General features: G+C 65.0%; 25 protein-coding genes and 1 pseudogene. 14 read left to right on the forward strand and 12 right to left on the reverse strand.

The genetic code is table 11. The annotated features are described in order from the left end of the window. The first annotated feature begins 3 nt into the window (after positions 1-3). Positions 4-885: a formylglycine-generating enzyme family protein gene (locus QX135_RS14195; RefSeq protein ID WP_316181098.1), complete on the forward strand. Its 882-nt coding sequence runs from the start codon at positions 4-6 to the stop codon at positions 883-885. Between the two features lie 199 nt (positions 886-1,084). Then, positions 1,085-2,806 (forward strand): hypothetical protein, encoded by a 1,722-nt coding sequence (locus tag QX135_RS14200; RefSeq protein ID WP_316181097.1) that lies wholly within the window; start codon positions 1,085-1,087, stop codon positions 2,804-2,806. Between the two features lie 8 nt (positions 2,807-2,814). On the opposite strand, the gene QX135_RS14205 is transcribed toward QX135_RS14200, so the two are convergent. After that, positions 2,815-3,465 (reverse strand): CoA transferase subunit B, encoded by a 651-nt coding sequence (locus tag QX135_RS14205; protein WP_315736356.1) that lies wholly within the window; start codon positions 3,463-3,465, stop codon positions 2,815-2,817. Beyond that, entirely contained in the window at positions 3,465-4,193 is a 729-nt protein-coding gene (locus QX135_RS14210) for a CoA transferase subunit A (RefSeq protein ID WP_315736355.1), read from the reverse strand. The genes QX135_RS14205 and QX135_RS14210 overlap by 1 nt, the downstream gene beginning before the upstream one ends. A gap of 310 nt (positions 4,194-4,503) precedes the next feature. Between QX135_RS14210 and QX135_RS14215 the strand changes: the two genes are divergently transcribed. The 5 genes and pseudogenes from QX135_RS14215 (at position 4,504) to QX135_RS14235 (ending at position 10,799) form a co-directional block, all read left to right on the forward strand. Continuing rightward, positions 4,504-6,453, forward strand: coding sequence for an AsmA family protein (locus QX135_RS14215; protein WP_315796605.1), 1,950 nt, complete (start codon positions 4,504-4,506; stop codon positions 6,451-6,453). A gap of 142 nt (positions 6,454-6,595) precedes the next feature. Further along, positions 6,596-7,978 carry an ABC transporter substrate-binding protein gene (locus tag QX135_RS14220; protein WP_315795801.1) on the forward strand — a complete coding sequence of 461 codons (1,383 nt, stop codon included), beginning with the start codon at positions 6,596-6,598 and terminating at the stop codon, positions 7,976-7,978. A 102-nt stretch (positions 7,979-8,080) separates the two neighbouring features. After that, the gene (locus QX135_RS14225) at positions 8,081-8,956 is read left to right on the forward strand and encodes a sugar ABC transporter permease (RefSeq protein WP_315736354.1); all 876 of its coding nucleotides are present in this window, start codon (positions 8,081-8,083) and stop codon (positions 8,954-8,956) included. Next, positions 8,953-9,804: a carbohydrate ABC transporter permease gene (locus QX135_RS14230; RefSeq protein WP_172109925.1), complete on the forward strand. Its 852-nt coding sequence runs from the start codon at positions 8,953-8,955 to the stop codon at positions 9,802-9,804. Before QX135_RS14225 ends, QX135_RS14230 begins: the two co-directional genes overlap by 4 nt. A gap of 7 nt (positions 9,805-9,811) precedes the next feature. After that, positions 9,812-10,799, forward strand: a pseudogene (locus QX135_RS14235) (alpha/beta hydrolase family protein). A 27-nt stretch (positions 10,800-10,826) separates the two neighbouring features. Here QX135_RS14235 and QX135_RS14240 read toward each other — a convergent pair. The 5 genes from QX135_RS14240 to QX135_RS14260 all read right to left on the reverse strand — a co-directional run bounded on the left by QX135_RS14240 (position 10,827) and on the right by QX135_RS14260 (position 18,332). Then, on the reverse strand, positions 10,827-11,639 hold the full coding sequence (locus QX135_RS14240) for an ABC transporter permease (RefSeq protein ID WP_316181094.1): 813 nt from the start codon (positions 11,637-11,639) through the stop codon (positions 10,827-10,829). A 171-nt stretch (positions 11,640-11,810) separates the two neighbouring features. Then, positions 11,811-12,725: an ABC transporter permease gene (locus QX135_RS14245; protein ID WP_315736351.1), complete on the reverse strand. Its 915-nt coding sequence runs from the start codon at positions 12,723-12,725 to the stop codon at positions 11,811-11,813. Next, entirely contained in the window at positions 12,722-13,894 is a 1,173-nt protein-coding gene (locus QX135_RS14250; RefSeq protein WP_316181092.1) for an ABC transporter ATP-binding protein, read from the reverse strand. Before QX135_RS14250 ends, QX135_RS14245 begins: the two co-directional genes overlap by 4 nt. Positions 13,895-13,944: 50 nt before the next feature. Further along, positions 13,945-15,495, reverse strand: coding sequence for a glycerol-3-phosphate dehydrogenase (locus tag QX135_RS14255; protein WP_316181090.1), 1,551 nt, complete (start codon positions 15,493-15,495; stop codon positions 13,945-13,947). A 131-nt stretch (positions 15,496-15,626) separates the two neighbouring features. Beyond that, on the reverse strand, positions 15,627-18,332 hold the full coding sequence (locus QX135_RS14260; RefSeq protein WP_316181089.1) for an EAL domain-containing protein: 2,706 nt from the start codon (positions 18,330-18,332) through the stop codon (positions 15,627-15,629). Positions 18,333-18,544: 212 nt separating this feature from the next. Here QX135_RS14260 and QX135_RS14265 point away from each other — a divergent pair, with 212 nt between their 5' ends. Next, positions 18,545-19,648: an NAD(P)/FAD-dependent oxidoreductase gene (locus tag QX135_RS14265; RefSeq protein WP_316181087.1), complete on the forward strand. Its 1,104-nt coding sequence runs from the start codon at positions 18,545-18,547 to the stop codon at positions 19,646-19,648. A 201-nt stretch (positions 19,649-19,849) separates the two neighbouring features. Here QX135_RS14265 and QX135_RS14270 read toward each other — a convergent pair whose 3' ends face one another. Further along, complete coding sequence (locus tag QX135_RS14270; protein WP_315736346.1) at positions 19,850-20,035, reverse strand: YdcH family protein; 186 nt, start codon at positions 20,033-20,035, stop codon at positions 19,850-19,852. Between the two features lie 290 nt (positions 20,036-20,325). Between QX135_RS14270 and QX135_RS14275 the strand changes: the two genes are divergently transcribed. From QX135_RS14275 to QX135_RS14285, 3 genes are all read left to right on the forward strand, one after another. Continuing rightward, positions 20,326-20,532, forward strand: a complete 207-nt coding sequence (locus QX135_RS14275; protein WP_009028242.1) for a YdcH family protein — start codon at positions 20,326-20,328, stop codon at positions 20,530-20,532. A gap of 142 nt (positions 20,533-20,674) precedes the next feature. Beyond that, positions 20,675-20,887, forward strand: coding sequence for a hypothetical protein (locus QX135_RS14280; RefSeq protein WP_315736345.1), 213 nt, complete (start codon positions 20,675-20,677; stop codon positions 20,885-20,887). An 81-nt stretch (positions 20,888-20,968) separates the two neighbouring features. Next, positions 20,969-21,220: a hypothetical protein gene (locus QX135_RS14285; RefSeq protein WP_315736344.1), complete on the forward strand. Its 252-nt coding sequence runs from the start codon at positions 20,969-20,971 to the stop codon at positions 21,218-21,220. A gap of 78 nt (positions 21,221-21,298) precedes the next feature. Here the strand turns inward: QX135_RS14285 and QX135_RS14290 are convergent, their stop codons facing one another. Beyond that, a complete protein-coding gene (locus QX135_RS14290) occupies positions 21,299-22,030 on the reverse strand; it encodes a GGDEF domain-containing protein (RefSeq protein WP_315812888.1) in 732 nt (243 codons plus the stop codon). Positions 22,031-22,117: 87 nt separating this feature from the next. Between QX135_RS14290 and purE the strand changes: the two genes are divergently transcribed. The 3 genes from purE to rpsU all read left to right on the forward strand — a co-directional run bounded on the left by purE (position 22,118) and on the right by rpsU (position 24,181). Continuing rightward, complete coding sequence (gene purE, locus QX135_RS14295) at positions 22,118-22,606, forward strand: 5-(carboxyamino)imidazole ribonucleotide mutase (protein ID WP_315812887.1); 489 nt, start codon at positions 22,118-22,120, stop codon at positions 22,604-22,606. After that, on the forward strand, positions 22,603-23,712 hold the full coding sequence (locus QX135_RS14300) for a 5-(carboxyamino)imidazole ribonucleotide synthase (protein ID WP_315756070.1): 1,110 nt from the start codon (positions 22,603-22,605) through the stop codon (positions 23,710-23,712). The genes purE and QX135_RS14300 overlap by 4 nt, the downstream gene beginning before the upstream one ends. 166 nt (positions 23,713-23,878) lie before the next feature. Further along, positions 23,879-24,181: a 30S ribosomal protein S21 gene (gene rpsU / locus QX135_RS14305; RefSeq protein WP_011924350.1), complete on the forward strand. Its 303-nt coding sequence runs from the start codon at positions 23,879-23,881 to the stop codon at positions 24,179-24,181. A 225-nt stretch (positions 24,182-24,406) separates the two neighbouring features. Here the strand turns inward: rpsU and QX135_RS14310 are convergent, their stop codons facing one another. The 3 genes from QX135_RS14310 to QX135_RS14320 form a co-directional block, all read right to left on the reverse strand. Next, positions 24,407-25,315, reverse strand: a complete 909-nt coding sequence (locus tag QX135_RS14310; protein ID WP_315812886.1) for a hypothetical protein — start codon at positions 25,313-25,315, stop codon at positions 24,407-24,409. A gap of 238 nt (positions 25,316-25,553) precedes the next feature. Next, positions 25,554-25,838 (reverse strand): cupin domain-containing protein, encoded by a 285-nt coding sequence (locus QX135_RS14315; protein WP_315717559.1) that lies wholly within the window; start codon positions 25,836-25,838, stop codon positions 25,554-25,556. Positions 25,839-25,853: 15 nt separating this feature from the next. After that, positions 25,854-26,951 carry an ionic transporter y4hA gene (locus tag QX135_RS14320; RefSeq protein WP_315756068.1) on the reverse strand — a complete coding sequence of 366 codons (1,098 nt, stop codon included), beginning with the start codon at positions 26,949-26,951 and terminating at the stop codon, positions 25,854-25,856.

The raw sequence follows: 26,951 nt of genomic DNA on the forward strand, positions 1-26,951 counted from the left end.
GCCATGCTGCTCGCTTTCAAGATCAAGCTCACCCTCGCCTGCGTCGTCGGATTGGCTGGCCCGACCACAATGGCCCCGATCCTTGCAGGGCTGCCAGACCGCGCCGCCGGTCTCGACGGCCCCGCCCTCACCGAGATCGCACCTGGGACGATCAGCTACCGCGACTCCGGCGACCATCTCCGCAACGGCCGCCAAGCCGAAGCTCCCATCACGACGGTCCGCTTTGATCATCCGCTGACCATGATGACGAACCACGTCAGTGCCGCCGACTACCACGCCTGCGTCGAAGCCCATGCATGTCGCGCGCTCGATCGCGACGTCCCCATCGCCATCGATCGTCCGGCGGTGCAGGTAAGCTGGCACGACGCCGTTGCCTACGCCGAGTGGCTCTCGCACAAGACCGGCGATAGCTATCGGCTGCCGACCGATACCGAGTGGGCCTATGCGGCCGGGAGCCGATTCAAGGACGATGGCATCTCGATCGACGACGCCGATCCCTCGCGGCGCTGGATCGCCCGCTACGAACGGGAAGCCGCCCTGCAAGACGATCCCAAGACGCGCGGCTTCGGCGGCTTCGGCATCAACGAGCACGGCATTGCCGACCTCGCGGGCAATGTCTGGGAATGGACCTCGACCTGCTTCACACGCAAGCTGCAGGATAGTGCCGGTCGCGTCATCAAGACCGTCAGCAATTGCGGCGTCCGTCTGGCCGAAGGCGCGCATCGAGCCTACGTGACCGACTTCATCCGCGATGCGCGCGCCGGCGGCTGCGCCTCCGGCACGCCACCTGCCAATCTCGGTTTCCGGCTTGTCCGCGATCAACCCTCATGGAGCCGCAGCATGACGCGACGCCTCGGCCGGCTACTCGGCGCCATCCGCGCCTGACATGCTCGGCCTCCATAAGTCCGCTCGAAAAGTGCACTCGAAGCACGCTTGCCTGCAACCTACGCCGGCGCCGGATCGACGGTGCCCTGACACTGGCACAAATGACAGTCACGTAAAACAACTTTCGGTTGCGAAATCTGAGTTGCAAACGTTAGACAATTGCCGTTGAGCGACGCGATGAGCGGACCAGGAGGCGAGTGTGATTTCTCGACATCCGCCGGTCTTCTTCACGTCCGACCTGCATGGTTACGGGATCGGCAACACCAGCTGGTTCGACGACGATTCGCCGAGCGCACTGGCTGGACGCTGCCTCATCGACGCGCTCGAATATCTGCGGACGTCGCCCAAATTCGCCGCCAAGGACTGGCACGTGGTGAATGCGGGCGCGGCGCGTCTCGTGCACCAATGTCTCACGGACGGCGCGCTGGCGCGCAGCGATATTCTCGATCGCGTGGCTCCCGCCATCGAACGGGTTTGCGCACGGATCGTCGCGAGCCGCCAATATCGCATTCCGTTCTATGGCGACGACTTCTGGGACTGGGCCAGTGTGGTCGACGGTTTGTGCGAGGTACAGCAGGTTTCGGTGACCGCGGCCCAGGTCGCAAGACGCGAGCTCGACCAGTTTCGTAGGACCGTCCACATCCGCATGCCGAGCGGTCTCTCGGTCGGCGACCTCGAGCACGAATGGTTCGGACCGGCGATCGCAACACGCGCCTATCGTCTGCTGGATTCCCGCGCATCGGGAATAGATCCCGACCTGCGCAACGAGTTGCAGGCGCAATCGCTCGAACGCATCGAGCGCGGCAGGTATCGCGGACGGCAGGTGACGCCGTGGCAATTGAGCTGGCACTACGGTCAGGTCGTCGGCGAATTCCAGCGCGCCGCAAGCGAGCAGGCGGCCGAGCTGGCTGATTTTGCCTGGCTCGCCGTTCCCCTCGAACTCAGCAAGCGCGCCCAAGTTCTCGCGCGCATCCTGCAAGGCGCCTGCGCGGTGAAGGACCGCAGGACCGTCCTGCAGGCCTTCGAAGAGCTCTATCGCTGCGAGACACCCGGCCGGCCGCTCGGCCAGGGCGTGATCGGCGCCGACATCGAGGCCTCCCTGGACGTGCTCGAAGCGCTGTGGCAGCAGCTCGACGGTCGTGAGAAGGCCAGCATCAACGCGATGCTCGACGCGCTGCGATTTCTCCATGCCAAAGCCAACACGATCGGTTTCGTGGTCGAAACGCCGGAGGATATCGAAGCCCTGGTCCAGGCGATGGGCCCGGGCACGCTGATCGAACAGCGCAACGCGGCGCGCGCCATCATCAGGCATTCCTGCTTCCATGCAGTCGTGTGCCTCGGGCGATCGATCGCCGAGGTGGCGAGCGCGGCCGCAGTGGCGATCGAAGAGCATGGGGCGCAGTGGCTGATCATGCCGGGACGGGCCGACGCCCTGGGAGCGAATCTCCCGCAAGTGGCCCGCGGCCCGCGATTCGTCGGCGCCGGCCCCGGCGATCTCGTCATCGCCACCTCGGTCGCGCCATTCCGGATTCAGATCAAGCTGCGCGACGCGCTCAGCATGGCCGAGCCGCCCTCGGTCGATGACAGCGGAATGATCATTCCGGCCGATCCCGAGCTTTGCCGCCTCGCGCACGAGGCCGCAAATGGCATGCTGGACGACATCGACGTGTTCTTCGAAGGAATGACAGTGACGTGCGATGGCGACGGCACCCACGCCGAAATCTCGGCGGCGTTTCCAGGCGCGCTTGCGACGGATGACACGGCCTATGCGATGGGACTGATCTGCCTCGGCCGCAGTGTGCCGTGCCTGATCATTCAGGGGTTGGCGGAGACGGCGCCGCCCGCTGCTGCGAGCCGGGCGCGGCATGCGGCATGCCGGCTCGCCGTCAAGGTCGCGGAGATGCTCTGCCGGCGCTGGTAGTCGCGCCCTCAGGCATTCTTGAGCGCGACCCGGAACTCGGCTTCGGTCTTGGCCTTGACCTCGTCGAGCGTCACGCCATCGGCGAGCTCGATCAGGGCCATGCCGTCATTGCCATGCTTGTCGATCGTGAACACCGCCAGATCGGTCACCACCATGTCCACGACGCGCTCGCCGGTCAGCGGCAGCGTGCACTGCTTGAGCAGCTTCGGACCGTCCTTGGCGCTATGCTCCATGACCACGACGACGCGCTTGACGCCGGCGACGAGATCCATCGCGCCGCCCATGCCCTTGACCATCTTGCCAGGGATCATCCAGTTGGCGAGGTCACCGTTCTGGGCGACTTGCATGGCGCCGAGGATCGACAGGTCGATGTGGCCGCCGCGGACCATGGCGAAGGAATCGGCTGACGAGAAATAGCTGGTGATCGGCAGCTCGGTGACGGTCTGCTTGCCGGCATTGATGAGGTCGGGATCCTCCTCGCCCTCATAGGGGAACGGACCCATGCCGAGCATGCCGTTCTCGCTCTGCAGCGCCACGTCGACGCCCGGCGGGATGTAGTTCGAGACGAGCGTCGGAATGCCGATGCCGAGATTGACGTAGTAGCCGTCCCGCAGCTCCTTGGCGGCGCGCGCCGCCATCTGCTCTCGCGTCCAGGCCATCAGACTTCCTCCCCGGCTGCAGCGGCGGCTTCACGTTTGCGCACGGTACGCTGCTCGATGCGCTTCAGTTCGGTTCCGACCTGGATGATGCGTTTGACGAAGATGCCGGGCGTATGGATGTGGTCGGGATCGATCTGGCCGGCCGGCAGCAGGTGCTCGACCTCCGCGACCGTCACCTTGGCCGCAGTTGCCATCATCGGATTGAAGTTGCGCGCAGTCTTGCGGTAGACGAGGTTACCGGCGGTGTCGCCCTTCCAGGCGTGCACGATCGCCAGATCGGCAAACAGGCCGCGCTCCATCAGATATTTCTCGCCGTCGAACTCCCGCACCTCCTTGCCCTCCGCGACCAGCGTGCCGACGCCGGTCTTGGTGAAGAAGGCCGGGATGCCGGCGCCGCCGGCGCGGATGCGCTCGGCCAGGGTGCCCTGCGGGCAGAATTCGAGCTCCAGCTCGCCGGCCAGATATTGCTGGGCAAACAGCTTATTCTCGCCGACATAGGACGAGATCATCTTCTTGATCTGCCGCGTCTCCAGCAGCCGGCTGAGGCCGATGCCGTCGACCCCGGCATTGTTGGAGATGACGGTGAGGTCCTTCACCCCGGACTCGCGAATGGCGTCGGACAGGGTTTCTGCGATGCCACAAAGACCAAACCCACCCGACATGATGGTCATGCCGTCCTTGAGGAGGCCAGCAAGGGCGGATTTGGCGTCCGGATAGACCTTGTTCATACGGGAATGACCTGCTGCAGAGCGGCGATCGCGCGGATATCGACCGGATTATTAGGCGAAATCTTCGCAATGCGTCAATGATGCCTTCCCAACGCGCACATCCTGCTTTAGCTGTCGCACCAGCCTGCGCCTCCGAGGCGATCCGGAGTCCGGGATATCAGGGCTCCGCCGCAATCCGGCCACACCGGCGGCATGGCCTTGAAAGCGTCAAGAAAGCGCATCAAGTTGTTGATGTTGGCAGGGGTTTTCGGCGCACCCTGCCCATCCCGAGTAACCAGCGATCCGACGATCCCAGGACATGTCCGTGACCATGGCCCAAGGAATGAGGCGCCTCGGCACACCGATCGCGGTGCTGCTGGGCATCGCGTTCGTGGGCCTGCTGGCGAGCTCCTGGCTGGTCAATCGCGAGGCATTGCGGCAGGCGGTGGAGAGCCAGATCCGCGCCGTGACCGGGCTCGAGCTCGTTGTCAAGGGACATATCGACGTCTCCTTGTTTCCGGGCAGCTATGTCTCGTTCCACGATGTCGGTCTGAAGGGCAGCGGCACCGAGGATCCGGCTCTGCGCGTCGACGTGCTGACCGCCAATCTGCAATTGCTGCCGCTGCTGTTGCAGCGGTTCGAAATCGCCGACGTCATGATGCTGCGGCCGCAGATCAACGTCAGCCGCGAGGCCGACGGCAACAGCAACTGGACCCCCTTCATCGAGACCATCGCGCGCACGATGCGCCCGGGGCCCGACAGCCAGATGTCGTTCTCCGAGATCCGCATCCAGGACGGCATCCTGGTCTACGAGGACACCGGCCATCATGCTTCCGAGCGGCTCGACGATATCGACCTGTCGCTCGCCTGGCCGTCGATCTCGCGCTCGTTCGCGGCGACCGGACAGTTCGATTGGCGCGGTCAGCGCATCGAGGGCTCCATCAGCGTCAGCGACTTCCTGGCTGCGTTGTCGGGAGACCGGTCCGGCTTGAAGATGCGGCTCGCCAGCCCGCCGCTGAAGGTCGCCTTTGACGGCACGGTCGCGAATCGCACCAGCGCGCTGATGGAAGGTACGCTGACGGTGGACAGCCCGTCGCTCCGCGACGCGCTGCGCTGGACCGGGCAGACGCCGCTCGGCGGCGGCGGCTTCGGGCGCTTCGCCTTGCGTGCGCGCGCCAACGTGGTCGGCGCCTCGATCGCCCTCACCAATGTCAATGTCGAGCTCGACGGCAACACCGCCGAGGGCGTCATGACCTACGCCAATAACGGCCGGCAGACGCTGCAGGCGACGCTGGCGGCCGACGCGCTCGACTTCACCCCCTACATTTCGACGATCCGGCTGCTGGCCAATGGGGCCCGCGACTGGAATCGGCAGCTCTTCGACCTCAAGGCCTTGTCCACCACCGACCTCGACATGCGGCTATCGGCCGCAAAGGTCACGGTCGGCTCCTCGAAAATCGGACGCACAGCGTTCGGCGCCAACCTGCGCAACGGCGTGCTCGCCCTCTCGGTCGGCGAGGCGCAGATGTATGGCGGCATCGTGCGCGGCTCGTTTGGGATCGCCCGTGCCGACACCATGGCCGACGTGAAGGCCGAGCTGCAATTCAACGACGTCGATCTGCAGGCCTGCGCCAACGAGATGTTCGGCGTGTCGTCGCTGTCGGGACGCGGCAATCTCAACGTCTCGCTGACGGCTTCGGGCTCGAGCCCGTTCGGGCTCGCCCAGTCGCTCGATGGCAGCGCCAACCTGCAGGGCCGCGAGGGCGCGATCTCCGGCTTCAACGTCGAGCAGCTCCTGAGGCGCCTCGAGCGCAGCCCGCTGTCGCGCGGCGGCAATTTCCGCTCCGGTTCGACGCCTTACGACTCGCTGACGATCGCGGTCAAATTCTCCGAGGGCATCGCGACCGCCGAGGACATCCGCGTCGAGAGCCCGACCGCGCGCATCACCATGACCGGCACGGCCTCGGTGCCGACGCGGGAATACGATTTCAAGGGCGTCGCGAGCCTGCTGTCGTCAGGCAATGGCAGCAACGGCTTCGAGCTGCCTTTCGTCGTCCAGGGCCCCTGGGAAGATCCGCTGATCTTTCCCGATCCGGAAAGCCTGATCCGCCGCGCCCCGGCCGCCGCCCCGCTACTCGATGCGGTCAAGGACCGCAAGACGAGGGATGCGGTGCGCTCGGTGCTGGAACGATTCACCGGCGGCGGATTGCGCCCGGCCCAGCCGGACAACGTGCCGCAGGCTGACGCTCCGACAGGCGACACTCCCACCAAGCAGAACTGACCAACGCGGCTTGCTTCGCGTGCCGATACACGGCCGCCGCCACGACCTATGTCTGATATATTACTTCTGGATCACGTCGGGTCCCTGGGCTAGTGTCCCGCCACAACCGATCAAGCAAGATCGGCGGATCAGGGAGAGACACGTGAAATCCAGGGGAATGGGTGCGCTTTCAATCGCAGTCGCAGCCGCCGGGCTTTTTTGCGCTGCAGCACCAGCCATCGCTCAGGACACCATCACGATCTGGTGGAGCAAGGGCTTCTACAAGTCCGAGGACGATGCGCTGCTCAACGTCGTCAAGAAGTTCGAGGCCAAGACCGGCATCAAGGTCGAGCTGTCGCAATACGCGATCCAGGACATGATTCCGAAGACGGTCGCCGCGCTCGATTCGGGCACCGTGCCCGACGTGGCCTACGCCGACACCTACGACGTTCAGGCCCAGGGCAAGTGGGCCTACGAAGGCAAGCTCGAGGATCTCACCGACATCCTGGAGCCGATGAAGTCGGCGTTCGCTCCGAACACGCTCGAGACCGCCTACCTCTACAACAACGTCACCAAGAAGAAGGCCTATTACGGCTTCCCGCTGAAGCAGCAGAGCATGCACGTCCAGATCTGGGGCGACCTGCTGAGCAAGGCCGGCTTCAAGCAGAGCGACATCCCCACCAAGTGGGAAGACTACTGGACGTTCTGGTGCGACAAGGTGCAGTCGGCGGTCCGCAAGGCCACCGGCCAGCGCATGTATGGCGTCGGTCAGCCGATGGGCGTGGAATCCACCGACTCGTTCCAGTCGTTCTACACCTTCATGGACGCCTACAACGTCAAGCTGGTCGACGACGACGGCAAGCTGCTGGTCGACGACCCCAAGGTGCGCGACGGCCTCGTCAAGGCGATGAAGGATTATACCGACACCTACATCAAGGGCTGCACGCCGCCCTCGTCCACGACCTGGAAGGATCCGGACAACAACGTCGCGTTCCACAACAAGACGATCGTGATGACCCACAATTTCACGATCTCGATCGCGGCCAAGTGGTTCGAGGACTCCACCAACCCGGCGCTGACGCCCGAGCAGCGCGCGGCCGGCAAGAAGGCCTATGAGGAGGACATCATCACCGCGTCCTTCCCCAACAAGCCGGACGGCACGCCGATCAAGTACCGCTCCGACGTCAAGACCGGCCTGATCTTCGCCAATGCTCCTCACAAGGCGCAGGCCAAGGAATTCATCAAGTTCCTGATGCAGGAGGAGAACCTCGGCCCCTACATCGAGGGCGCGCTGGGCCGCTGGTTCCCCGTGACGACCGCAGGCCAGAAGAGCCCGTTCTGGCAGGCCGACCGCCATCGCAAGGCCGTGTACACCCAGTTCACCGGCGGCACCACGCCGTTCGACTTCACCAAGAACTACAAGTTCACGATCCTCAACAATGAGAACGTCTGGGCCAAGGCGATGAACCGCGTGGTCAGCGAGAAGGTGCCGGTCGAGAAGGCCGTCGACGAGCTGATCGCGCGGCTGAAGGAGGTCGCCGGCTAGTCTCTCGCCTCGCGAGGCACTAGCTTGAGCTCCTGACAACGACAACAAGTGCCGGCCGCAGTGTATGCGGCCGGTTCGGCAATAGGCTTGGAACAGACGACCATGGCGATCACGCTCTCAGCTTCCGATTCCGCGCTCGCGGAAGCGCCGCGCCCGGTGCTGCTGACACCGTCACAGGTATGGGGCATCGTCATGCTTGCCCCCTATTTGCTCGTCTTCCTTGCCTTCGTCGTCTATCCCGTCGGCTACGGCCTGTGGCTCGCCCGCGAGCCGGCCAGCTACGTCGCGCTGTACAACGACCCCATCTTCGCGCGCGCCGCCGTCAACACGCTGATCTTCCTCCTGGTCGGCATCAATCTGAAGATGGTGATCGCGCTGTTCCTGTCCGGCTTCTTCGTGCAGCAGCGCGGCTGGATCAAATGGCTGTCGGTCATCTTCATCCTGCCCTGGGCGGTGCCTTCGATCCCGACCATCCTGTCGGTGCGCTTCATGCTCAATCCCGAATGGGGCGTGGTGAACCAGCTGATCTTCAAGTTCACCGGCGAAGATGGCCCGAACTGGCTGAACGACCCGACGGTCGCGCTGTCGATGGCGATCGGCATGCACATCTGGAAGTCGCTGCCGTTCTGGACCTTGATCCTGATGACCGGGCGGCTGGCGATCTCGCACGACCTGTTCGAGGCGGCCGAGGTCGACGGCGCCACCTGGTGGCAGAAGTTCCGCTACATCACCTGGCCGTCGATGCAGACGCTCTACATCACCTGCACGCTGCTCTCGATGATCTGGACGCTCGGAGACTTCAACAGCGTCTATCTCCTGACCGGCGGCGGTCCGGCCGATCTCACCCACGTGCTGGCGACGCTCGGCATCCGCTATCTCCGGCTCGATCAGCTCAGCCTCGCCATGGCCTCGATCGTCTGCGCGATGCCGCTGGTGCTGCCCCTGGTCTATTTCATGATGAAGCGGTTGTCGCGATGAAGCTCCCCACCCTCCGCGAAGTCGGCACCGAGGCCCGGCTGCTGCTGATCGGCATTCCCGTCTTCATCTGGACGATGATCCCGATCTACCACATGTTCCTGTTCGCGATCTCGCCGAAGGAGGACGCGTTCTCGGGCAAGCTGTGGCCGGACCATCCGACGCTGCACAATTTCTCGATCGTGTTCCATCAGCAGCATTACTTCCTGCGCGATTTCTGGGTCCAGTTCGGCAACTCGGTCGTGATCGCCATGGCCGTGGGCGCGCTGACACTGATCATTGCGACCTGTGCGGCCTATGCCATCTCGCGCCTGCGCGTGCCTGGCAGCCGGGTGGTGATGAACCTCGCGCTGTTCACCTATTTCATCCCCGCCGCGTTCCTCGCGGTACCGATGTATCGCACCATGGGCAAATACGGCCTGCTCAACAACGACTGGTCGCTGATCCTGGCGATGGTGACGATTGCCTCGCCCTACGCGATCTGGGTGCTGAAGCAGGCCTCCGACAAGCTGCCGGTCGAGCTGGACGAGGCTGCCGTCATGGACGGCGCCAGCCCGCTGCAGATCTTCCGCCTCGTCTATGTACCGCTGATGATGCCGTCGCTGGTCGCGATCGGAACGTATGCGGTGCTGCTCGCCTGGAACGAATACCTCTACGCGTTCCTGCTGCTGTCGAACGACAAGGATATCACGCTGCCCGTGGCGCTCGGCAACTTCCTGGCCGCCGACGATTCGCCGTGGGAGCTCCTGATGACCACCGGCTTCATCTACGCGTTGCCGCCCGCGGCGGTCTATTACGCCTTCAAGCGCTACATGGTGGGCGGCCTCACCGCCGGCGCCGTGAAGTCGTGACGGAGCGATGAGGGTCGGATTTCGTCAGGGACGGTTCGAGGACGCTTCGCGGCCGAACTGGGATGGCGACGGGCCGCGCCCGATCGACTGGTTCGCTTGGTATCCAGCCGCCAACGGCGCCGTGGAGACGGCGCTCGCTATCGCACCTTGGCCGCAGGGCTGGTTCAAAGCGGGACCTGCGGCTTTGAATGCGCCGCTCGCTGCAAGCGCGGGCGCCTGTCCTCTCGTCGTGTACTCTCACGGCACCGGCTGCAACGGCCTGCAGTTCGAATGGCTGGCGCGCGAGCTGGCAAGTCGCGGCTTTGTCGCGGTCGCCGTCAATCATCATGGCAACAGCAATGCCGAGCCGTACCGAGCAGAGGGCTTCCTCTGCTCATGGGAACGCCCACGCGACGTGTCCTTGCTGATCGACCACATCGTGGCTCATCCCGATTTCGAAGGCCGCATCAACCTCGACCGCATCTACGCCGTCGGCTATTCGCTCGGCGGCGTCACGGCCACCGCCCTGATCGGCGCCATCATGATCCGCTCGCCGTTCGAGCCAGGCGCCAATCACGGCCGCGGCCCTCGCGAGTTTCCCGATCTCGTCGATCATCTGCCGCGGCTGATGGAGAAGAGCCCAATCTTCCGCGACTCCTGGGCGCGCATGTCCGCATCCTATCGCGATCCCCGCATCAAGGCGGCGCTGCTGCAGGCGCCGGGGCGCTCAGTGCAGGGCTTCTCCGAGGACAGCATCGCCGCGATCAACGTCCCGACGCGCATCATGGTCGGCGGCGCCGATGCGCTGCTGCCGGCCTCACGCTGGCTGCATGAGCGACTGAGCGGCAGCGCATTCGAGATCGTCGCCGACGACGCCGGGCTACGTCTTCCTGCCGGAGAGTACCGAGCTCGGCAGACAGAGCGATCCGGCTTGCTGCGTCGACCCTGCATCGGTCGACCGCGGCACGATCCATCGCGCGGTCGTCACCGCCGCCTTGCGGCTGTTCTCGCGTTGATCAACGCTGTCTCAGCATTCTCCGTCATTATAGCGGAGCTGCGCTCTCGCCGCGATCACTCGACAGCTTCGAGGCCAGCGACGCGATGATGATCACCACGGCAATCAGCCCGATCACCAGCGTGCAGATCGCATTGATCTCCGGCTTCACCCCGAGCCGAACCTCGGAATAGATCCGAATCGGCAGCGTCGCCGAACCGGGGCCGGTGGTAAAGCTCGCTATCACGAGATCGTCGAGCGACAGCGTGAAGGCCAACATCCAGCCCGCGACCACCGCAGGCGCGATCAGCGGCAATGTCACCATCACGAACGCGCGCAGCGGATCGCAGCCGAGATCCATCGCGGCTTCCTCCAGGCTGCGGTCGAGCGAGACCAGCCGCGACTGCACGACCACCGCGACGAAGCACATCGTGAGGGTGGTGTGGGCGACCGTCACCGTCCAGAAGCCGCGCTCGGCGTCCAGCGCCACGAACAGCAGCAGCAGCGACAGGCCGGTGATCACCTCGGGCATCACCAGCGGCGCATACAACATGCCGGAGAACAGCATGCGGCCGCGAAATCCCTGGCCACGCGACAGCGCCACCGCAGCCAGCGTGCCGAGCACCGTCGCCGCGGTGGCCGAGGTGGCGCCGACGCGCAGGCTCATCCAGGCCGCATCGATCATGGCGCGATCGCTGAAGAACTCGTGATACCAGCGCAGCGACCAGCCGCCCCACACAGTGACCAGGCGCGAGGCGTTGAACGAGTAGATCACCAGGATCAGGATCGGGAGGTAAAGAAAGGCGAGCCCAAGCGTCAGCGACGCGACGTTGAAGCGCGACAGGCGGGAGGGATTAGGCACGATCTCCTCCTCCCTCAATCCCAGTGAAACCCTCTCCGTTCCCTCCCCCCTTGTGGGGGAGGGTCAGGGAGGGGGGCACCCAGCAAAGACCGCCAATGCGGACCCCCACCCCCAACCCCTCTCCGCAAGGGGGAGGGGAGCGAGAGAGCGTGCCTTGCTGTACGCCATCCATCACCTGCTCTCCTCCAACTGCCGGCGCTGCAGCCGGTCGTAGAGCAGAAGCGGAAGCAGCAGCACGACCAAGAGGACCACGGCGATGCTGGAGGCCACCGGCCAATCCTTGTTGGTGAAGAATTCGAGCCAGAGCGTCTGGCCGATCATCAGCGATTTCGACCCGGCGAGCAGATCGGGAATGACGAACTCGCCGACCACCGGGATGAAGCACAGCAGCGCGCCCGCGCCGACGCCGGGCAGCGACAGCGGAAACGTCACCAGCCAGAAGATCTCGCGCGGCGAGGCGCCGAGATCGGCGGCGGCTTCTTCCAAGGCCGGCTCCAGCTTGGTCAGCGTCGCGAACAGCGGCAGGATCATGAACGGCAGATAGGAATAGACGATGCCGACATACATCGCGCTGTCGGTCGAAAGCCACACCACCGGCGTGGACACCAGATGCAGCGCGAGCAGGATCTGGTTCAGGAGGCCGTCATGCTGCAGGATGTTGACCCAGGCGTAGATGCGGATCAGGAACGAGGTCCAGAACGGCACGATCACCAGCATCATCGCGATGCCCTGCCAGCGCCTGGGGAGCCGCGCCATGCCATAGGCGATGGGGTAGCCGATCAAGAGCAGGATCGCCGTCGACGTCGCCGCGACGACGACGCTGCGCAGATAGGATGAAAGATACAGATCGTCAGACAGCAGCAGACGGAAATTGTCGAGCGACAGCGCCGCAAAGGCGTCGCGGAGCGACGACAAACCATCAGCCAGCGAGAACACCGGCGTATAGGGGGGCTGCGCGATCGCAGTCTGCGACAGGCTGATCTTGGCGACGAAGGCGAACGGCACCAGGAAGAACAGCACCATCCAGATGTAAGGCGCGATCGCCGCAAAGCGGGCCGGGCGCGAGAAGATGCGGCGCGCGCTCATCGTTCCAGCACCAGGCAATCGTCGGGCGTGAACCAGGCGACCACCCGCTGGTTCAGGCCATAGCCGTCGGCATCGAGCCGGGCGGTGTTGGCCTGCGCGGCGTGAAGCACGGCGCCGCCGTCGAGCTTGATCTTGTATATGGTCTTGCCGCCGAGATAGCTCGCATCGGTGATGGCGCCCTCGACACAATTGATCGCAGCAGCATCGCCGGCCGGTCGACGGAGCGCGAGGCGGATCTTCTCCGGACGGATCGCGACCGCGACCTTGCTCTCGCTGATCGGAGCCATCGGCTGCGCCACGACCAGCTCACCCGCAGTGTGGGTCACGACCCTGAGCCGGAGCGGCTCCCGCGCGGTCACCTCGCCCTCGAACAGATTGATGTCGCCGACGAACTCCGCGACCCACCGCGACGCGGGCTCCTCATACAGACGTCGGGGGACCGCGACCTGCTCGAGCCTTCCCGCGTTCATCACCCCGATCCGGCTCGCCACCGTCATCGCCTCCTCCTGGTCGTGGGTGACGATGATGAAGGTCATGCCGAGCTTGCGCTGCAGCTCCATCAGCTCGACCTGCGTGCTCTCGCGCAGCTTCTTGTCGAGCGCAGCCATCGGCTCGTCGAGCAGCAGCACCTGCGGCCGGCGCGCCAGTGAGCGCGCCAGGGCGACGCGCTGCTTCTGCCCGCCCGAGAGCTGATCCGGCTTGCGCTTCTCCAGCCCTTCGAGCCGCACCAGCGCTACCATCTCAGCAACGCGCGTGGCGATCTCGGCGCGCGGCATGCCGGCGCGCTTCAGGCCGAAGGCGATGTTGTCGCGCACGTTCAGATGCGGGAACAGCGCGTAGTTCTGGAACATCATGTTGACGGGCCGCTGATGCGGCAGCACCTGCGCGATGTCCTCGCCCGCAAGCAGGATGCGCCCTTCATCCGGCGTCTCGAAGCCGGCCAGCATGCGCAGCAAGGTCGTCTTGCCGCAGCCGCTGGGGCCGAGCAGCGCGAAGAACTCGCCGGCGCGGATGTCGAGCGAGACGCCGTCGACGGCGCGGAAGCTGCCGAAGGTCTTGACGAGGTTCTCGATCCGCAGGACCGGCGGCTGAGCATCGGGACGCGGTTCCGGCGCTGGTGATGCTGCCGGCTCTCCGGCAGGCGCTGGGTTTGCGATGTCGTCAGCCATGTCCCGATCAAATCACCCTGCCCGGCCACAACGGCCGACCGGTCGGCAAGCTAGCCGCCCACGGATTGCAGCTCAACCGCGCGGGCCGGACTATCCCCGCTCGCGTCAACGGCCTGCGGCGTGCCCCGGCCACAGGCCGCAGTGGTCATGAACGCAGCGAGCGCATCGCGTTCGGCAGCGGGAAGCGTCAGACCCAGCTTGGTCCGCCGCCACAGCACGTCGTCGGGAAACCGCGCCCATTCGCGCGCCATGAGGTAGCGGACCTCCGCCTCGGTCAGCTGCGGCCCGAACGCCTGCCCGAGATCGGCCCGGCATCTCGCCTCGCCAAGAATGTCCGCCAGCCGGGTGCCGTAGGCGCCGAGCAGCCGCCGGGCCTCGGCTTCGCTGAGAAAGCGCCAGCGCTCCCGTGCGTCATCGACGAGATCCTCGAACCGGTCCCACGCGAAGTCGCCACCCGGAAGCGGCGCTCTCGCAGTCCAGCGTGGCGACATCGGATAAAAGCGCGCGAGGCGGGAGACCGCCTGCTCGGCCCGGTGCCGGGCTGTCGTGACGTCGCCGCCGCACATGGTCAGGAGCGGCGCCTTGGCGCGGCCAGCATCGAGGCTCACGACCGTTTCCAGCCGCCCGCTGTCGGCGGCGCGCAGCACCATCATGTTGGCGCCGGCCACGCTCCGGACCACGTCCGCAGGCTGGATGTCCGAGCGGAAATAGCGGTTCGCCGCCTTGCAGAGATAGGCCACGTCTGCCGCCGGCACCGCCACCACGGCTGGGTCGCCCTTGAAGCCGTGGACCACCGTGCCGATCAGGGTGAAATCCTGCTCGTAGGGCTGGGCAAAGATCAGCCGTCCATCCGAATTCTGAAACACGTAGACCGCTTCGACATCGAACAGCCGCGGCACGATGATCTGGCTGACCTGCCGCGCGGTGACCCGCGGCGGCGGCTGACGCAGCACGGTCTCCGCCGTCGAGACGCTCCACGCGCCGGTGGCGTTGGCGAGCGCGCGCGAGGTGACGATGCGTCGATGGCCGCGGTCGATGATGGCGAGACGCCATATATGGTCGCGGTCGGCCCGCACGCAGCGGGCGCCGGTGCGGATCGACGCGCCGCGCTCGGCAGCATCCATCGCGGTCAGGACCACCAGCCGGGAATCGTCGACCACGCAATCGGAATAGTCGAATGCCGTCCCGATCGGACGCTTCAGGGCATCTCCGATCGGATGATGCGTGACGTCGAGCGCCGACGCTGACGGCAGCCGGTTGCGCGCAGCGAGGCGGTCGTAGAGCCAGAGTCCTGCGCGCAGTTGCCATGGCGGCCGCTCATTGGCGTGAGCTGGAATAGCAAAGCGGATCGGTCGGACCAGATGCGGCGCGACCGTGAGCCAGACGTCGCGCTCGGCAAGCGCGCGGCGCACGCGCAGAAAGCTGCGGCGCTCCAGCGCTGCGAGATCCCCATGCACCAGCCGCGACGTGGCCGACGAGGCGCCGCCGCCGAGATCGCCCTGCTCGACAAGGAGCACGCGCAGACCGCGGCCAGCCGCATCACGCGCCAGGCTGACGCCGTTCAGACCTCCGCCGATGATCGCAAGATCGTAGTCCGCCATACGCAAGGTCTTCGAGCGTGCCAGGACGAACGATCGTAGACCGGCGGAGATGATTCTCGTAGCGGCTTAGCTGTCAAGCGCGCGGATAAATTCGCGCTGTTGCGCAACGGCCTCTGACCACGAGTGCCCGGTCAGCCGGTCTTGCGAACGGACGCGTCGTCGTCGTCGTGAGCGCGACCGACGATGCCGTCGTATTTGTCGATCGGCAGGGGCTTGCCGAGCAGATAGCCCTGAACCGAGTCGCAGCCCTGCTCGGCGAGGAAGCCGAGCTGCTCGGGCGTCTCGACGCCTTCCGCCACGATCGACATGTTCATGCCGTGACCCAGACCGATGACCGCACGAATGATCGCCGCCGATTGCGGGTTGCGGCCGATATTCATGACGAAGGCGCGGTCGATCTTGATCTTGTCGAACGGGAAGGCCTGCAGGTAGCTCAGCGACGAGTAGCCGCTGCCGAAATCGTCCATCGAGACGCGAACGCCGAGCGCCTTCAGCCGGCGCAGCAGCGCGACACCACGATCGAAATCCTCGATCAGCACACCCTCGGTGATTTCGAGCTCGAGCCTGCCGGGCGCGAGCCCCGTCTCGAGCAGGATCGAATGGACCAGTGCGACAAGGTCGCCATGAACGAACTGGGCCGGGGACAGGTTGACCGCGACCTGCAGCGGCTTCGGCCACGACGCCGCCTCGCGGCAGGCCTCGCGCAGGATCCACTCGCCCATCTCGACGATAAGGCCGCTCTCTTCCGCGAGCGGAATGAAGTCGCTCGGCGGCACGAAGCCGCGGAGCGGGTGCTGCCAGCGCGCCAGCGCCTCGAAGCCGATGATCTCGCTGGCGTCGACCGTGCGGCCGGAGGCGGCCTGCGGCTGGAAGTACAGCGAAAGTTCGCCATGCTTGATCGCGACAGACAGCTCCTGATGCAGAACGCGGCGGTCGCGGATCTGCTGATCCATTTCAGGCTCGTAGAAGGTGATGCTGCCGCGCGATTTGGCCTTGGCGCGGAACAGAGCGGCACCCGCATTGGCGAGCAGCGACGCCGGATCCGAACCATTGTGCGGGAACACCGAGATGCCCGTCGTCAGCGCTGTGCGAATCGACTTGCCGTCGATCTGGAAGTCCACCGCGATCGCCGCCGCCAACTGCTCGGCCAGCGCCCTGCCCATCTCCGGTTGCTTGCCGTCGATGATCAGCCCGAACTCATCGCCGGAGAGACGCGCGACCACCCCGCCGCGGGCAACGGCATGGACGCGGCGGGCGACCTCGATCAACAGCTTGTCGCCGATGGCGTGGCCGAAGACGTCGTTGACGTCCTTCAGGCCCTTGAGATCGACGTTCAGGACCGCGAACTCCTCGTCCGTGTCCGCGCAGGCCTCGATCATCTGGCTCAAGGCCTGCAGGAACGCGGCGCGGTTAGGCAGATCGGTCAGGCCGTCGTGATAGGCCATGTGCGCCATCCGCGATTCGGTCTGGCGCCGGTCGGTGACGTCCTCATAGGTCTTGATCAGATATTGCGGCTCGCCGGTCTCGCCCAGCACGGTTGCCCGTCGGGTCAGGAACAGCCGCAGACCGTCTTTGGTCGAGATCGGATGTTCCTCGGTCAGAAGGCTGCGCTTCTTGATGGCGGCTTCGTCGCGCGCCATGATCAGTCTGGCCTCGCGCGGATTGAAGATGTCGGCGGCGGTCAGGCCCGTGGCATCCTCGCGCTTGCGGTTGAGGATGATCTCGGCGCTGCGGTTGGCGAGCAGATAGCGGCCGTCGCTGACGCTCTCGACGATGAGCGAGACCGGAATGTTGTCGACGACCAGCTCCAGGAACTTCTTGCTGTTTTCCAGCTCGCGGCTCAGCGATCGCCGCTCCGTGGCATCGTCGAACAGCGCGATGAGGAACTGCGGCTCGTTCTTGTCGTTGCGTGCAACGACCCGATGGGCTTCGAGGATGCGCTTGTCGTTGCCGCGTTGAACGACCAGCTCGCTGCAATAGGTAGTGCCGGGCGCCAGCATCGCTTCGCGGTCGGCAGCCGCGATGTCGGCCGCGGTCGCGTCGCCGAAGAGGTCGCTCGGGCGCCGTCCGATGATCTGATCCCGCGGCATCCGAGAGAACTGCTCGAATGCTCGGTTGGCGAAGATGTAGCGGCCGTCATCGATGTTCTTGACGGCGACGCAGACGGGAACCTGATCGACCACCGATTCCAGGAACTGCTTGGTCGAGGCGAGCTCGCGCTCCAGCCGGCGCTGCACCGTGCAGTCTTCGTGGATGCCGATCGATCCGCCGGTCGGAAGACGGAATATCTGGGCTCGCACCACACGTCCGCCGGGCAGCTCGGTCAGGCACCCGTCCGGCTCCCGCGCCTGGCGCGCATAGTCTTCGACCGTCAGATTGAGCAGGCCGCGCTGCCGCCGCAACTCGACCAGATCCCGGCCGGTGCAACCGGGCGGAATGTCGGCCCGGCTCATGCCGTAGATCTCGAGGAAGCGATGGTTGTAGAAGACGACGCGGTTGGCGGCGTCCGTCAGCATCAATCCCTGGCTCAGATTGTTGAGCGCGGAGCTGATGAAAACATTACGCCGCAGTTGTGCCCGCTTGGCGCGCCGCAAGGCCGAATGGATCCAGATCACGACCGAGGCGAGGAAGGCGCAGACGACGATCCCGGCGATCAACACTTCCCAGAGCACGTCCGGCTCGATGGTGCCCAGGTAGCCGGAGGGCGAGAAATCGGACGACGCAGCCCAGGCGCGCGTCGGCGCAGCCGCCCACGCTGCCATGGCGGCCATCGAGGCCGCAACGACGCACGCAGAAAACGCGTTTCGGTCGCTCGCCTGCCAATTCTTGCCAGCCATCAATCACCCGCGGTATTCGGCGACAGTATCTGGCTTCACCTATTGGGATCGGGTAAACGGGTTCGGCAAACTTCGAAAAAGACGAAGCAAATTTGGTCAATGGCCTCTCTATGATGAACGGTTTGCTAAGGGCGTGCGCACTCCGGACCGAGGCTCCACCCACCGGGGGTTGCAGCAAGCCATGATTTCCCCGAATCGTCTCAGGACCGTGCATGGATAGAGTGGATTGCGTCGTCGTGGGCGCCGGCGTCGTCGGACTTGCCGTCGCACGACAGCTGGCCCGCGCCGGACGCGAGGTCATCGTTCTCGAGGCGGCCGAGGGCATCGGCACCGTCACTTCGTCTCGCAACAGCGAAGTGATCCACGCCGGCATCTACTACAAGGCCGGGAGCCTGATGGCCCGCTTCTGCGTGGCCGGCAAGCGCATGCTTTACCGCTATTGCGACGAGCATGGCGTGCCCTACCGCAATTGCGGCAAACTGATCGTTGCAACCAATCCGGCCGAGACCGAGAAGCTGCAGGGCATCCGCGCGCACGCCGAAGCCAACGGCGTCGAAGGAATGCGGCTGCTGTCTGGATCCGAAGCGCTGGCGCTGGAGCCGGCCCTGGCCTGCGAGGCGGCCCTGCTGTCGCCGTCGACCGGCATCCTCGACAGCCATGCCTTCATGCTGTCGCTGCGCGGCGAGATCGAGGACGCCGGCGGCGCCTTCGCCTTCCACACGCCGCTGCTGCGGGCCAAGGCAGCCGGAGAATCGATCGAGGTCGACGCGGGCGGCGCGCAGCCGATGACGCTGAGCTGCCGGCTGCTGGTGAACGCTGCCGGCCTCGACGCGCCCGCGGTGGCCCGGCGGATCGACGGCATGCCGTCGCCGCTGGTGCCGACGACCTATCTCGCCAAGGGCAACTATTTCAGCTGCAGCGCCCGGGCACCGTTCAGCCGGCTCATTTACCCGGTGCCGGAACCGGGCGGGCTCGGCGTTCACCTCACGCTCGACATGGCAGGCCAGGCCAGATTCGGCCCCGACGTCGAGTGGATCGACCGGATCGACTACACGGTCGATCCGGCGCGCGCCGAGCGCTTCTACCCGGCGATCCGCAAATACTGGCCGTCGCTGCCGGATGGGGCGCTGATGCCGAGCTATTCCGGCATCAGGCCGAAGATCGTACCGCCGGCCGTGGCGTCGCAGGATTTCGTCATTCAGGGCCCGCGCGATCACGGCGTGCCCGGACTCATCAATCTGTTCGGAATCGAATCGCCTGGATTGACGTCATCGCTCGCGATCGCGGCTCACGTCGGCGATCTCGCCTCGAGCTGAAGACCCTCGATATCGCGATGAACAGCCTGTCGCGATAGACACGCTGGGAGACAACGCAGGCAGATGCGTTCGCGTCGTCGCGTATCGAAACTAAGTCGTGTATCGTAACTAATTCGATTGAAGTTGCGTCTGGGATGGACTCTTCGCCATCCCAGGCGCACGGTCTTGCGATCAGATGATACGGCGGATGATGGTCACATGTCAGTGAAGTGTTTCGCTGGTTACCTGTCTCAAGCGCTCGATCTCATCCTTCACCATCAGTTTGCGTCGCTTCAGTTCGGCAATTCGCAGGTCGTCCGTCGATGGATGCAGGAGAGCTTGATGCAATTCGTTTTCAAGAACTTTATGCTTACGCTCCAGTTCAACGAGATGCGCCTGAATAGCCATTCGAAACCTCCTCGGTAGGTGAACCTGAGATTCGACCAGGGCTAATGAGTGTACACTAGTCGCTTGACCTGTCGATGGGGCCAAAAGACCGCACATGCAAATTTGAGCGCCGTGTGTAACGAAGCGTGAGCTGATCCGGGCGAATCTAACGCCGGCGCCAACCTGAAATTCACGGGACAGCTGCACGGATCTTGAGGGGTGCGACTTGCTTATCAGCTTCGCAGGCGCAATATTTGCGCCCGCCTTCGCAAGGCTTTCCACTTCCTTCCGCTTTTTTGCTATCATAGATCATGGCTGACCAAGACGAGCGCGAACTGCAGGCCGAACTCGCGCGCCTGCAGCAGGAGCACCGCGACCTCGACGCGGCGATCGACGCTTTGCATCAATCGCCCGCCCCCGATTTGTTGCGGCTGCAACGACTGAAGAAGCGGAAGCTTCTGCTACGCGATCGGATCGCCTTCATCGAAGACCAGATCACGCCCGACATCATCGCCTGAGGCGAAGCGTCAGCACGGCTGACCGTATGCCCACAGGCAATACGGCGATGCTGGAGTTGCCGAAGCGCCTTGACAAATGGAACAAAAAGGGAACAATTAGACCATCCCTCGTAGTCCCCGGACAACAACAAGGATGGTTGTGATGCCCGCCTCCTTCTCCCCACAGGATCGCCTCTACGAACAGGCGTGTGACCAAGCCATCGCGATGTGCGACGGCAATCTGCGCTCCACGATCAAGGCGCTGATCATGGCGAACGAGTATCTCGAGCTGGAGCTGCAGGAGCTGCGGGCCGCGATCTCCTGCGGCTGCATGCCCAACACCGCCTCGGACGCCGCGCAGAGCGATGCGGCCTGAGCCCGACGGCTTTTGAGGCTCTCCAGGCGATGACCCATGCACTCGCTCGGAGCTTCGGCGAGAGGTCAGGAGGAGCGTGCAATGCCCGATATCACCTACTACGTCGCGATGCCGTTCAGGCGGGACGAGGGTGGCATGCTGGTCGCGGGAACGGCTGAGGAATGCCAGAGCTCGTCGGCCGCGCTGCGTCGCGCGGAGGCCATGTCGCGCTTATCAGACAATATCGGCGCCATTGCCTTCAGCCGCAGCGGCGATCCATTGAAGGGGGAATTCAGCGACGCCCGGCTGCTGCACAAGTTCGGCGAGTTGCCTGACGATCTCGGCGAGTTGTGAGCGCCGTGTTCCGCCAGCTCGGTCATCGGCGCGGATGGCCGGCGAGCGTCACCGCTTGTCGCCCGGCAGGGTCGTTCGTTACGCGGGGCTCTCGTACCTTCGCTGGGCCTTGCGCATGTACATCGCGCGGTCGGCTTCCTCCAACGCACGTACTGGGTTGACGCGCTTGTCGAGAAGGGCAACCCCGGCCGACGCGCCGGCACGCACGGTCTGATCGCCGAAGGTGAAGGTCAGGCTGTCGATGGCCTGCTCCAGCTCCGCCGCCTTGGCATGCGCCTCCGTCGGGCTGAGGTGCCAAAGCAGCACGCCGAACTCGTCGCCGCCGAGCCGACCGATCACGTCGGAGGATCGGACCCGCTCGCCGAGGACACGCGCAACCGCCTTCAGGACCTCGTCACCGGCCGCATGGCCGAAGGTGTCATTGATGGGTTTCAACCGATCGACGTCGAGCACGACCAGGGCACCGGTCGCATCGTAGCGCTTGATGAACGCGATGGAGCGATGGAGCTCGCGGGCGAAGCCGCGACGATTGAAGATGTCGAGCAGGAAATCGCGCTCGGCGGAGGCCGTGAGCTCGGCGATCCGCGCCTGCGCTGCCCTCAGCTCGGCCTTCAGGCGTCGGATCGTCTGCCGCGTGCCCGCCGGTGCGGAACCAGGTTCAGGTGAGCGCGCGCCCCGAAGAACCCGATGACGGTACCGGGTTCTTCGCTTCCCGGCCCGCCACGCGGCCGCCATGCGCTTCTTTTTCATCGGACACCTGCCGCGCCGTCGTTTGGGCTTGCCGGGCTTAACCAAGACAGGATAGTCCATTCGGGCCTCCATGCCATGGCTTGCCGCTGTCGGGACCGATCCTATACTCCGGCCCATGCTGATGGATTCCCGAGAAGATTTGAGGTTATGACCGCCCCGATCGCCATTATCATGGGAAGCCAGTCGGACTGGGATACCATGCGCCATGCCGCCGACACACTCGGAGCGTTGGGCGTGAGCTACGACGCCCGTATCATCTCGGCGCACCGCACCCCGGACCGACTGTATGCCTTTGCCAAGGGCGCCAAGGCGGCCGGCTACAAGGTCGTCATCGCCGGTGCAGGCGGCGCCGCCCATCTGCCGGGCATGACGGCCTCGCTGACAGAGCTGCCCGTGTTCGGCGTTCCCGTCGAGTCGAAGGCGCTGTCGGGGATCGATTCGCTATATTCCATCGTCCAGATGCCGGCCGGAATTCCGGTGGGAACGCTCGCCATCGGCAAATCCGGCGCCATCAACGCGGCGCTGCTGGCGGCGAGCGTGCTCGCTCTCTCCGATCCCGCGCTCGCCGGCCGTCTGTCGGCCTGGCGCCAGGCGCAGACCAATGCGATCGCCGAACGTCCGGAGGGCACGGCGTGACCGACTCCAATCGGGTGAAGCTCAAGCCCGGCGACACCATCGGTATTCTCGGCGGCGGCCAGCTCGGCCGTATGCTGGCGCTTGCTGCGGCGCGGCTCGGGCTGCGCTGCCAGGTGTTCTCGCCGGACCCGGACTCCCCCGCCTTCGACGTGGTGCTGAACGCAACCTGCGCCGAATATGCCGACGTCGAGGCGCTCGAGCTGTTCGCCAATGACGTCGACGTCGTCACCTACGAGTTCGAAAACGTCCCCTCGGCCGCGGCCATGGTGCTGGCGGCGAGGCGCCCGGTGCTGCCGCGCCGCTCGGCGCTCGAGACGACCCAGGATCGCCTCACCGAGAAGGATTTCGTCACCTCGCTGGGCATCAGCACCGCGACCTATGCCGACGTGTCCTCGGTCGCCACCTTGCGCGAAGCCGCGTTCCGGATCGGCTTGCCGGCCGTGCTGAAGACGCGTCGGTTCGGCTATGACGGCAAGGGCCAGATCAAGATCCGGCCGGGTGACGATCTCGAGCGGATCTGGGCCGAGCTCGGCACCAAGTCGGCGATCCTTGAGGCGTTCGTTCCGTTCGAGCGCGAGATATCGGTCGTGGCGGCCCGAGCGGCCGATGGACAGGTCGAGTGCTTCGACGTCACCGAGAACGAGCATCGCGATCACATCCTGAAGGTGTCGCGGGCGCCGGCGCGCATCCCGGATGCGCTCGCCGACGAGGCCAGGGACATTGCGAGCCGGATCGCCACGGCCCTCGATTACGTCGGGGTGCTGGCCGTGGAGATGTTCGTGGTATCGGATGGTCCCACTCCAGGCGTCCTGGTCAACGAGATTGCACCGCGGGTGCACAATTCCGGCCACTGGACCCTCGATGGCGCCTCGATTTCCCAGTTCGAACAGCACATCCGGGCGATCGCCGGTTGGCCGCTCGGCAAGCCGCTGCGCCACGGCCACGTCACGATGACGAACCTGATCGGGGACGAGATCGACAGCTACGAGCAGTGGCTCACGGTTCCCGGCGCGACCGTGCATCTCTACGGCAAGGGCGCCGCTCGTCCGGGCCGCAAAATGGGGCATGTGACCCAGGTCTCGCCACTGCCGCCGAGGCAGGGCTGAAATAAACCGCTCCGGCGAGGTTAAACTTGCGGTCAAGAGCCCGTCAGCGGGTGGACAGCGACGGTGTCCTCTGATACACGGGCGCGCTCAAGGTTAAGGGCGCGGGCATTTGCCAGCCCTGGCTTCACCAGATTTCAAACCGATAGACTGAGAAAGAGGATGCCGCGTGCAGGTTCTCGTTCGCGATAACAATGTCGATCAAGCCCTCAAGGCGCTCAAGAAGAAGATGCAGCGTGAGGGCATTTTCCGCGAGATGAAGCTTCGCGGCCATTACGAGAAGCCGTCCGAGAAGAAAGCCCGCGAGAAGGCCGAAGCCGTGCGCCGTGCGCGCAAGCTGGCCCGCAAGAAGTTGCAGCGTGAAGGCCTGCTGCCGATGAAGCCGAAGCCGGTGTTCGGCGCTGGCCCCGGCGGTGACCGTGGTGCTGGTCGTGGTCCGGGCGCAGGTGCCCGTCCCGGCGCGCCGCGCTGATCTGGCCACTTCAATTTGACGTCGTCTGAAGCGCGGGCCTTTGGCTCGCGTTTTTGTTTTGGGCGCTCCTTTTTGATTTTGCGCCTCTGGCCATCCGGCGACCGGATTGAATCCGGGTTGCTGCGCCCGCCCCTCGCATCGCTGCAGAGCTCGCCACTCCAAAGAAAAAGGCGGCAGACCGGCCAGGCCCACCGCCTCGATCACGTCCGCGAACGATTCGACCGGCTATTTCGGCAGCACTGAGTGGAACACCGATTTCGCCGCCGACATCATGTCCTGCGCCACGCTGGACATCTGGTCCTTGATCGATGGATCAGTCTTGTCGGCGCGCAGGTCGAGCGGACGCAACTGCTGGACAGGGATCTCCGCCGGCGGGGTCGGGCGCCCGTCCGGCTGCAATGATCCCGTGTAGGTCGGGCTCGAGGCCGACGGCAAGGCAAAGCCCTGCTCGGCCGGTGGCGCAGAGACCGTCACGGGAGGCGGCAGCGGACGGACCGGCGACACCTGTGGCGCGACGGTCGCGATGCGCGGGGTCTCGCCAGCGCCCCGGGCTGCGTCGCTCGACGGCTTCTCGACAGCCGCCCTGCCGGCACCTTCGCTCGCGCGCAACCGCTCGATCGCCGCGCGGGCGAGATCAGCAGCATCCCGGCGATCGTCCTGCTGGGCCGCTGGGGCCTCGGCCGGAGTACCGCGCGCAATCAGCTTTTCCCGCGGCGACCCGGGATGGCGCGCGGCCTGCACATCGGTCGGGAGGCTCGCTGTTTCGGTCGGCTTCACTTCGACGGCCTTCTCCGCAGCCTTGTCGGCGAGCGACTTCTCCGAGACCCCCTTGGCCTTGATGCCAGGAGCGGGAATGCTGGAGACCTCCGTCGACGTTTCCGCCGGCTTGGCGTCGGACTTGGGATCGGCCTTCGCTTCCAGCTTGGCGGGGTCGATCCCCTTGCCCGTGGATTTCGGAGCGTCGCTCTTTGAGCCGGTGAGCTTGGCGTAGGCAGCCGACGCCACCGCCGCCACGGTCGATGGCGGCGAGTCGGGCTTGGTATTGATGTAGTGGTTGACGATGTAGGCCCCGATGATGGTGGCAACCACCGACGGGACGATCTCCATGGCGAACTTTGTGAGATATTTCAGCATGCTGACCACTCCCGCGCGGTATTTGCGGGAACTTTGAGGCACAATTAAGGGACCATCCCAGTACCTTCCGGAGCCCGCAACCTGCGATCCCTGCAGGCGCAACCGCCGAAAAGTTGTTCTCCTGAAGCCCTTTGAGACCGAAGCCGTGCTGCAATCCAAGATCGTATGGGCGCTGCCAACTGCTTCCGGATCGCCGGCTCAAGATACCACAATCAGCGGCATCCCGGTAAACAAATGGTTACGGCTTCAATTCAACTTCGAGGAAAACGATCTCGGAACCAGTCTCATTCAGTACATCGTGTTCGACACCGGCTTTGCGGAAATAGGATTTGCCGACCGCGAGCTGCGCCTTCGAGCGCTCGCCGGACGGCGCCACGATCGTCATCTCGCCCGCGGTGACCGGCACGATCACGTAATCCATCTCATGAACGTGGCGCCCCGTGGCACTGCCGGGCAATAGCCGCCACTCCGTGACGCGGACTTCGGGCGTATCGACCTGGACGTCGGACTGGGCGCTGAGCATGGGGGATCTCTTGAATCAGGGGACGAAGAGCAGGAACAGGAATATCGCGAACACCACCATGTGCACCAGCCCGAACAGGATGTTCGTCCGTCCCGTGCCGAAGGTCAGCATGCTTAGGACGAAGGTCAGGACCAGCAGCACTATTCCCTGCGGGTCCAGCCCGAGGACGAGCTGCTTGTCGAGCACATGGGCGGCGACCGCCACTGCCGGGATGGTCAGCCCTATGGTGGCGAGCGAGGAGCCAAGCGCGAGATTGATGCTCTTCTGAAGGTCGTTGGCGCGGGCGGCCGAGAGGGCGGCGATACTCTCCGGCAGCAGGATCAACAGCGCCACGAGCACGCCTGCGACCGCCTGCGGCGCACCCGTTGCGGCAACGCCGGCGTCGACCACCAGCGAGAACTTCTTGGCAAGCAGGACCACAGCGAGCAGTGCGACCAGCAGCAGCCCGACACTGAGCAACAGCTTCGCACGCGGCAGCCGGACATCGTCATCGGCGAACCCAGCCGAGCCGCCGACGAAATAATCCCGATGGCGGGTGGTCTGCGTATACAGGAACACCGCGTAGAGCAGGATCGTCACGACGCTGACGAAGGCGATCTGCACGGCAGAATACACCGGACCAGGCGACGTCAAGGTATAATTCGGCAGCACCAGTGTGATGGTTGCCATCGTGAACAGTACGCTGAGATACAGATTGGCACCGGAGACCAGCACGTCCTGCTCGCGATAGCGCAGGCCGCCGATGAAGATGCAGATGCCGGCCAGGCCGTTGCACACGATCATGACGACCGCGAACACGGTGTCGCGGGCCAGCGCGGGCGCAGCCTTGTCGCCGAGCATGATGGTGGCGATCAGCGCCACCTCGATCACCGTCACCGCCAGGGTCAGGAGCAGCGTGCCGAACGGCTCGCCGATCTCATGCGCGATCACCTCGGCATGGTGCACGGCCGCGAACACCGTGCCGAACAGGATCACCAGCAGCACCGCGGCGAAGACCACGCCGGCGGCCGAAGGCGTGAAGTCATAATGCGTCGCCGTGACGATCGCGACAAGCGCGACCGCCAGGCCGGGAAAGATCACCGATGATGCGGGCGTTGCGCCCTTCACGCTCAT

Source organism: Bradyrhizobium sp. SZCCHNR1098, from assembly GCF_032489375.1.
Lineage (GTDB): Bacteria > Pseudomonadota > Alphaproteobacteria > Rhizobiales > Xanthobacteraceae > Bradyrhizobium.

Bases quoted from the DNA above. Each gene is read 5' to 3' on its own strand.
- QX135_RS14230 (WP_172109925.1), top strand. From the start codon at position 8,953: ATGAAGCTCCCCACCCTCCGCGAAGTCGGCACCGAGGCCCGGCTGCTG.
- purE (WP_315812887.1), top strand. From the start codon at position 22,118: ATGACCGCCCCGATCGCCATTATCATGGGAAGCCAGTCGGACTGGGAT.
- QX135_RS14270 (WP_315736346.1), bottom strand. From the start codon at position 20,035: ATGGCTATTCAGGCGCATCTCGTTGAACTGGAGCGTAAGCATAAAGTT.
- QX135_RS14290 (WP_315812888.1), bottom strand. From the start codon at position 22,030: ATGGACTATCCTGTCTTGGTTAAGCCCGGCAAGCCCAAACGACGGCGC.
- QX135_RS14320 (WP_315756068.1), bottom strand. From the start codon at position 26,951: ATGAGCGTGAAGGGCGCAACGCCCGCATCATCGGTGATCTTTCCCGGC.
- QX135_RS14195 (WP_316181098.1), top strand. From the start codon at position 4: ATGCTGCTCGCTTTCAAGATCAAGCTCACCCTCGCCTGCGTCGTCGGA.
- QX135_RS14280 (WP_315736345.1), top strand. From the start codon at position 20,675: ATGCCCGCCTCCTTCTCCCCACAGGATCGCCTCTACGAACAGGCGTGT.
- QX135_RS14245 (WP_315736351.1), bottom strand. From the start codon at position 12,725: ATGAGCGCGCGCCGCATCTTCTCGCGCCCGGCCCGCTTTGCGGCGATC.
- QX135_RS14285 (WP_315736344.1), top strand. From the start codon at position 20,969: ATGCCCGATATCACCTACTACGTCGCGATGCCGTTCAGGCGGGACGAG.
- QX135_RS14250 (WP_316181092.1), bottom strand. From the start codon at position 13,894: ATGGCTGACGACATCGCAAACCCAGCGCCTGCCGGAGAGCCGGCAGCA.
- QX135_RS14265 (WP_316181087.1), top strand. From the start codon at position 18,545: ATGGATAGAGTGGATTGCGTCGTCGTGGGCGCCGGCGTCGTCGGACTT.
- QX135_RS14315 (WP_315717559.1), bottom strand. From the start codon at position 25,838: ATGCTCAGCGCCCAGTCCGACGTCCAGGTCGATACGCCCGAAGTCCGC.
- QX135_RS14310 (WP_315812886.1), bottom strand. From the start codon at position 25,315: ATGCTGAAATATCTCACAAAGTTCGCCATGGAGATCGTCCCGTCGGTG.
- QX135_RS14260 (WP_316181089.1), bottom strand. From the start codon at position 18,332: ATGGCTGGCAAGAATTGGCAGGCGAGCGACCGAAACGCGTTTTCTGCG.
- QX135_RS14205 (WP_315736356.1), bottom strand. From the start codon at position 3,465: ATGGCCTGGACGCGAGAGCAGATGGCGGCGCGCGCCGCCAAGGAGCTG.
- QX135_RS14215 (WP_315796605.1), top strand. From the start codon at position 4,504: ATGGCCCAAGGAATGAGGCGCCTCGGCACACCGATCGCGGTGCTGCTG.
- QX135_RS14275 (WP_009028242.1), top strand. From the start codon at position 20,326: ATGGCTGACCAAGACGAGCGCGAACTGCAGGCCGAACTCGCGCGCCTG.
- QX135_RS14225 (WP_315736354.1), top strand. From the start codon at position 8,081: ATGGCGATCACGCTCTCAGCTTCCGATTCCGCGCTCGCGGAAGCGCCG.
- QX135_RS14255 (WP_316181090.1), bottom strand. From the start codon at position 15,495: ATGGCGGACTACGATCTTGCGATCATCGGCGGAGGTCTGAACGGCGTC.
- QX135_RS14210 (WP_315736355.1), bottom strand. From the start codon at position 4,193: ATGAACAAGGTCTATCCGGACGCCAAATCCGCCCTTGCTGGCCTCCTC.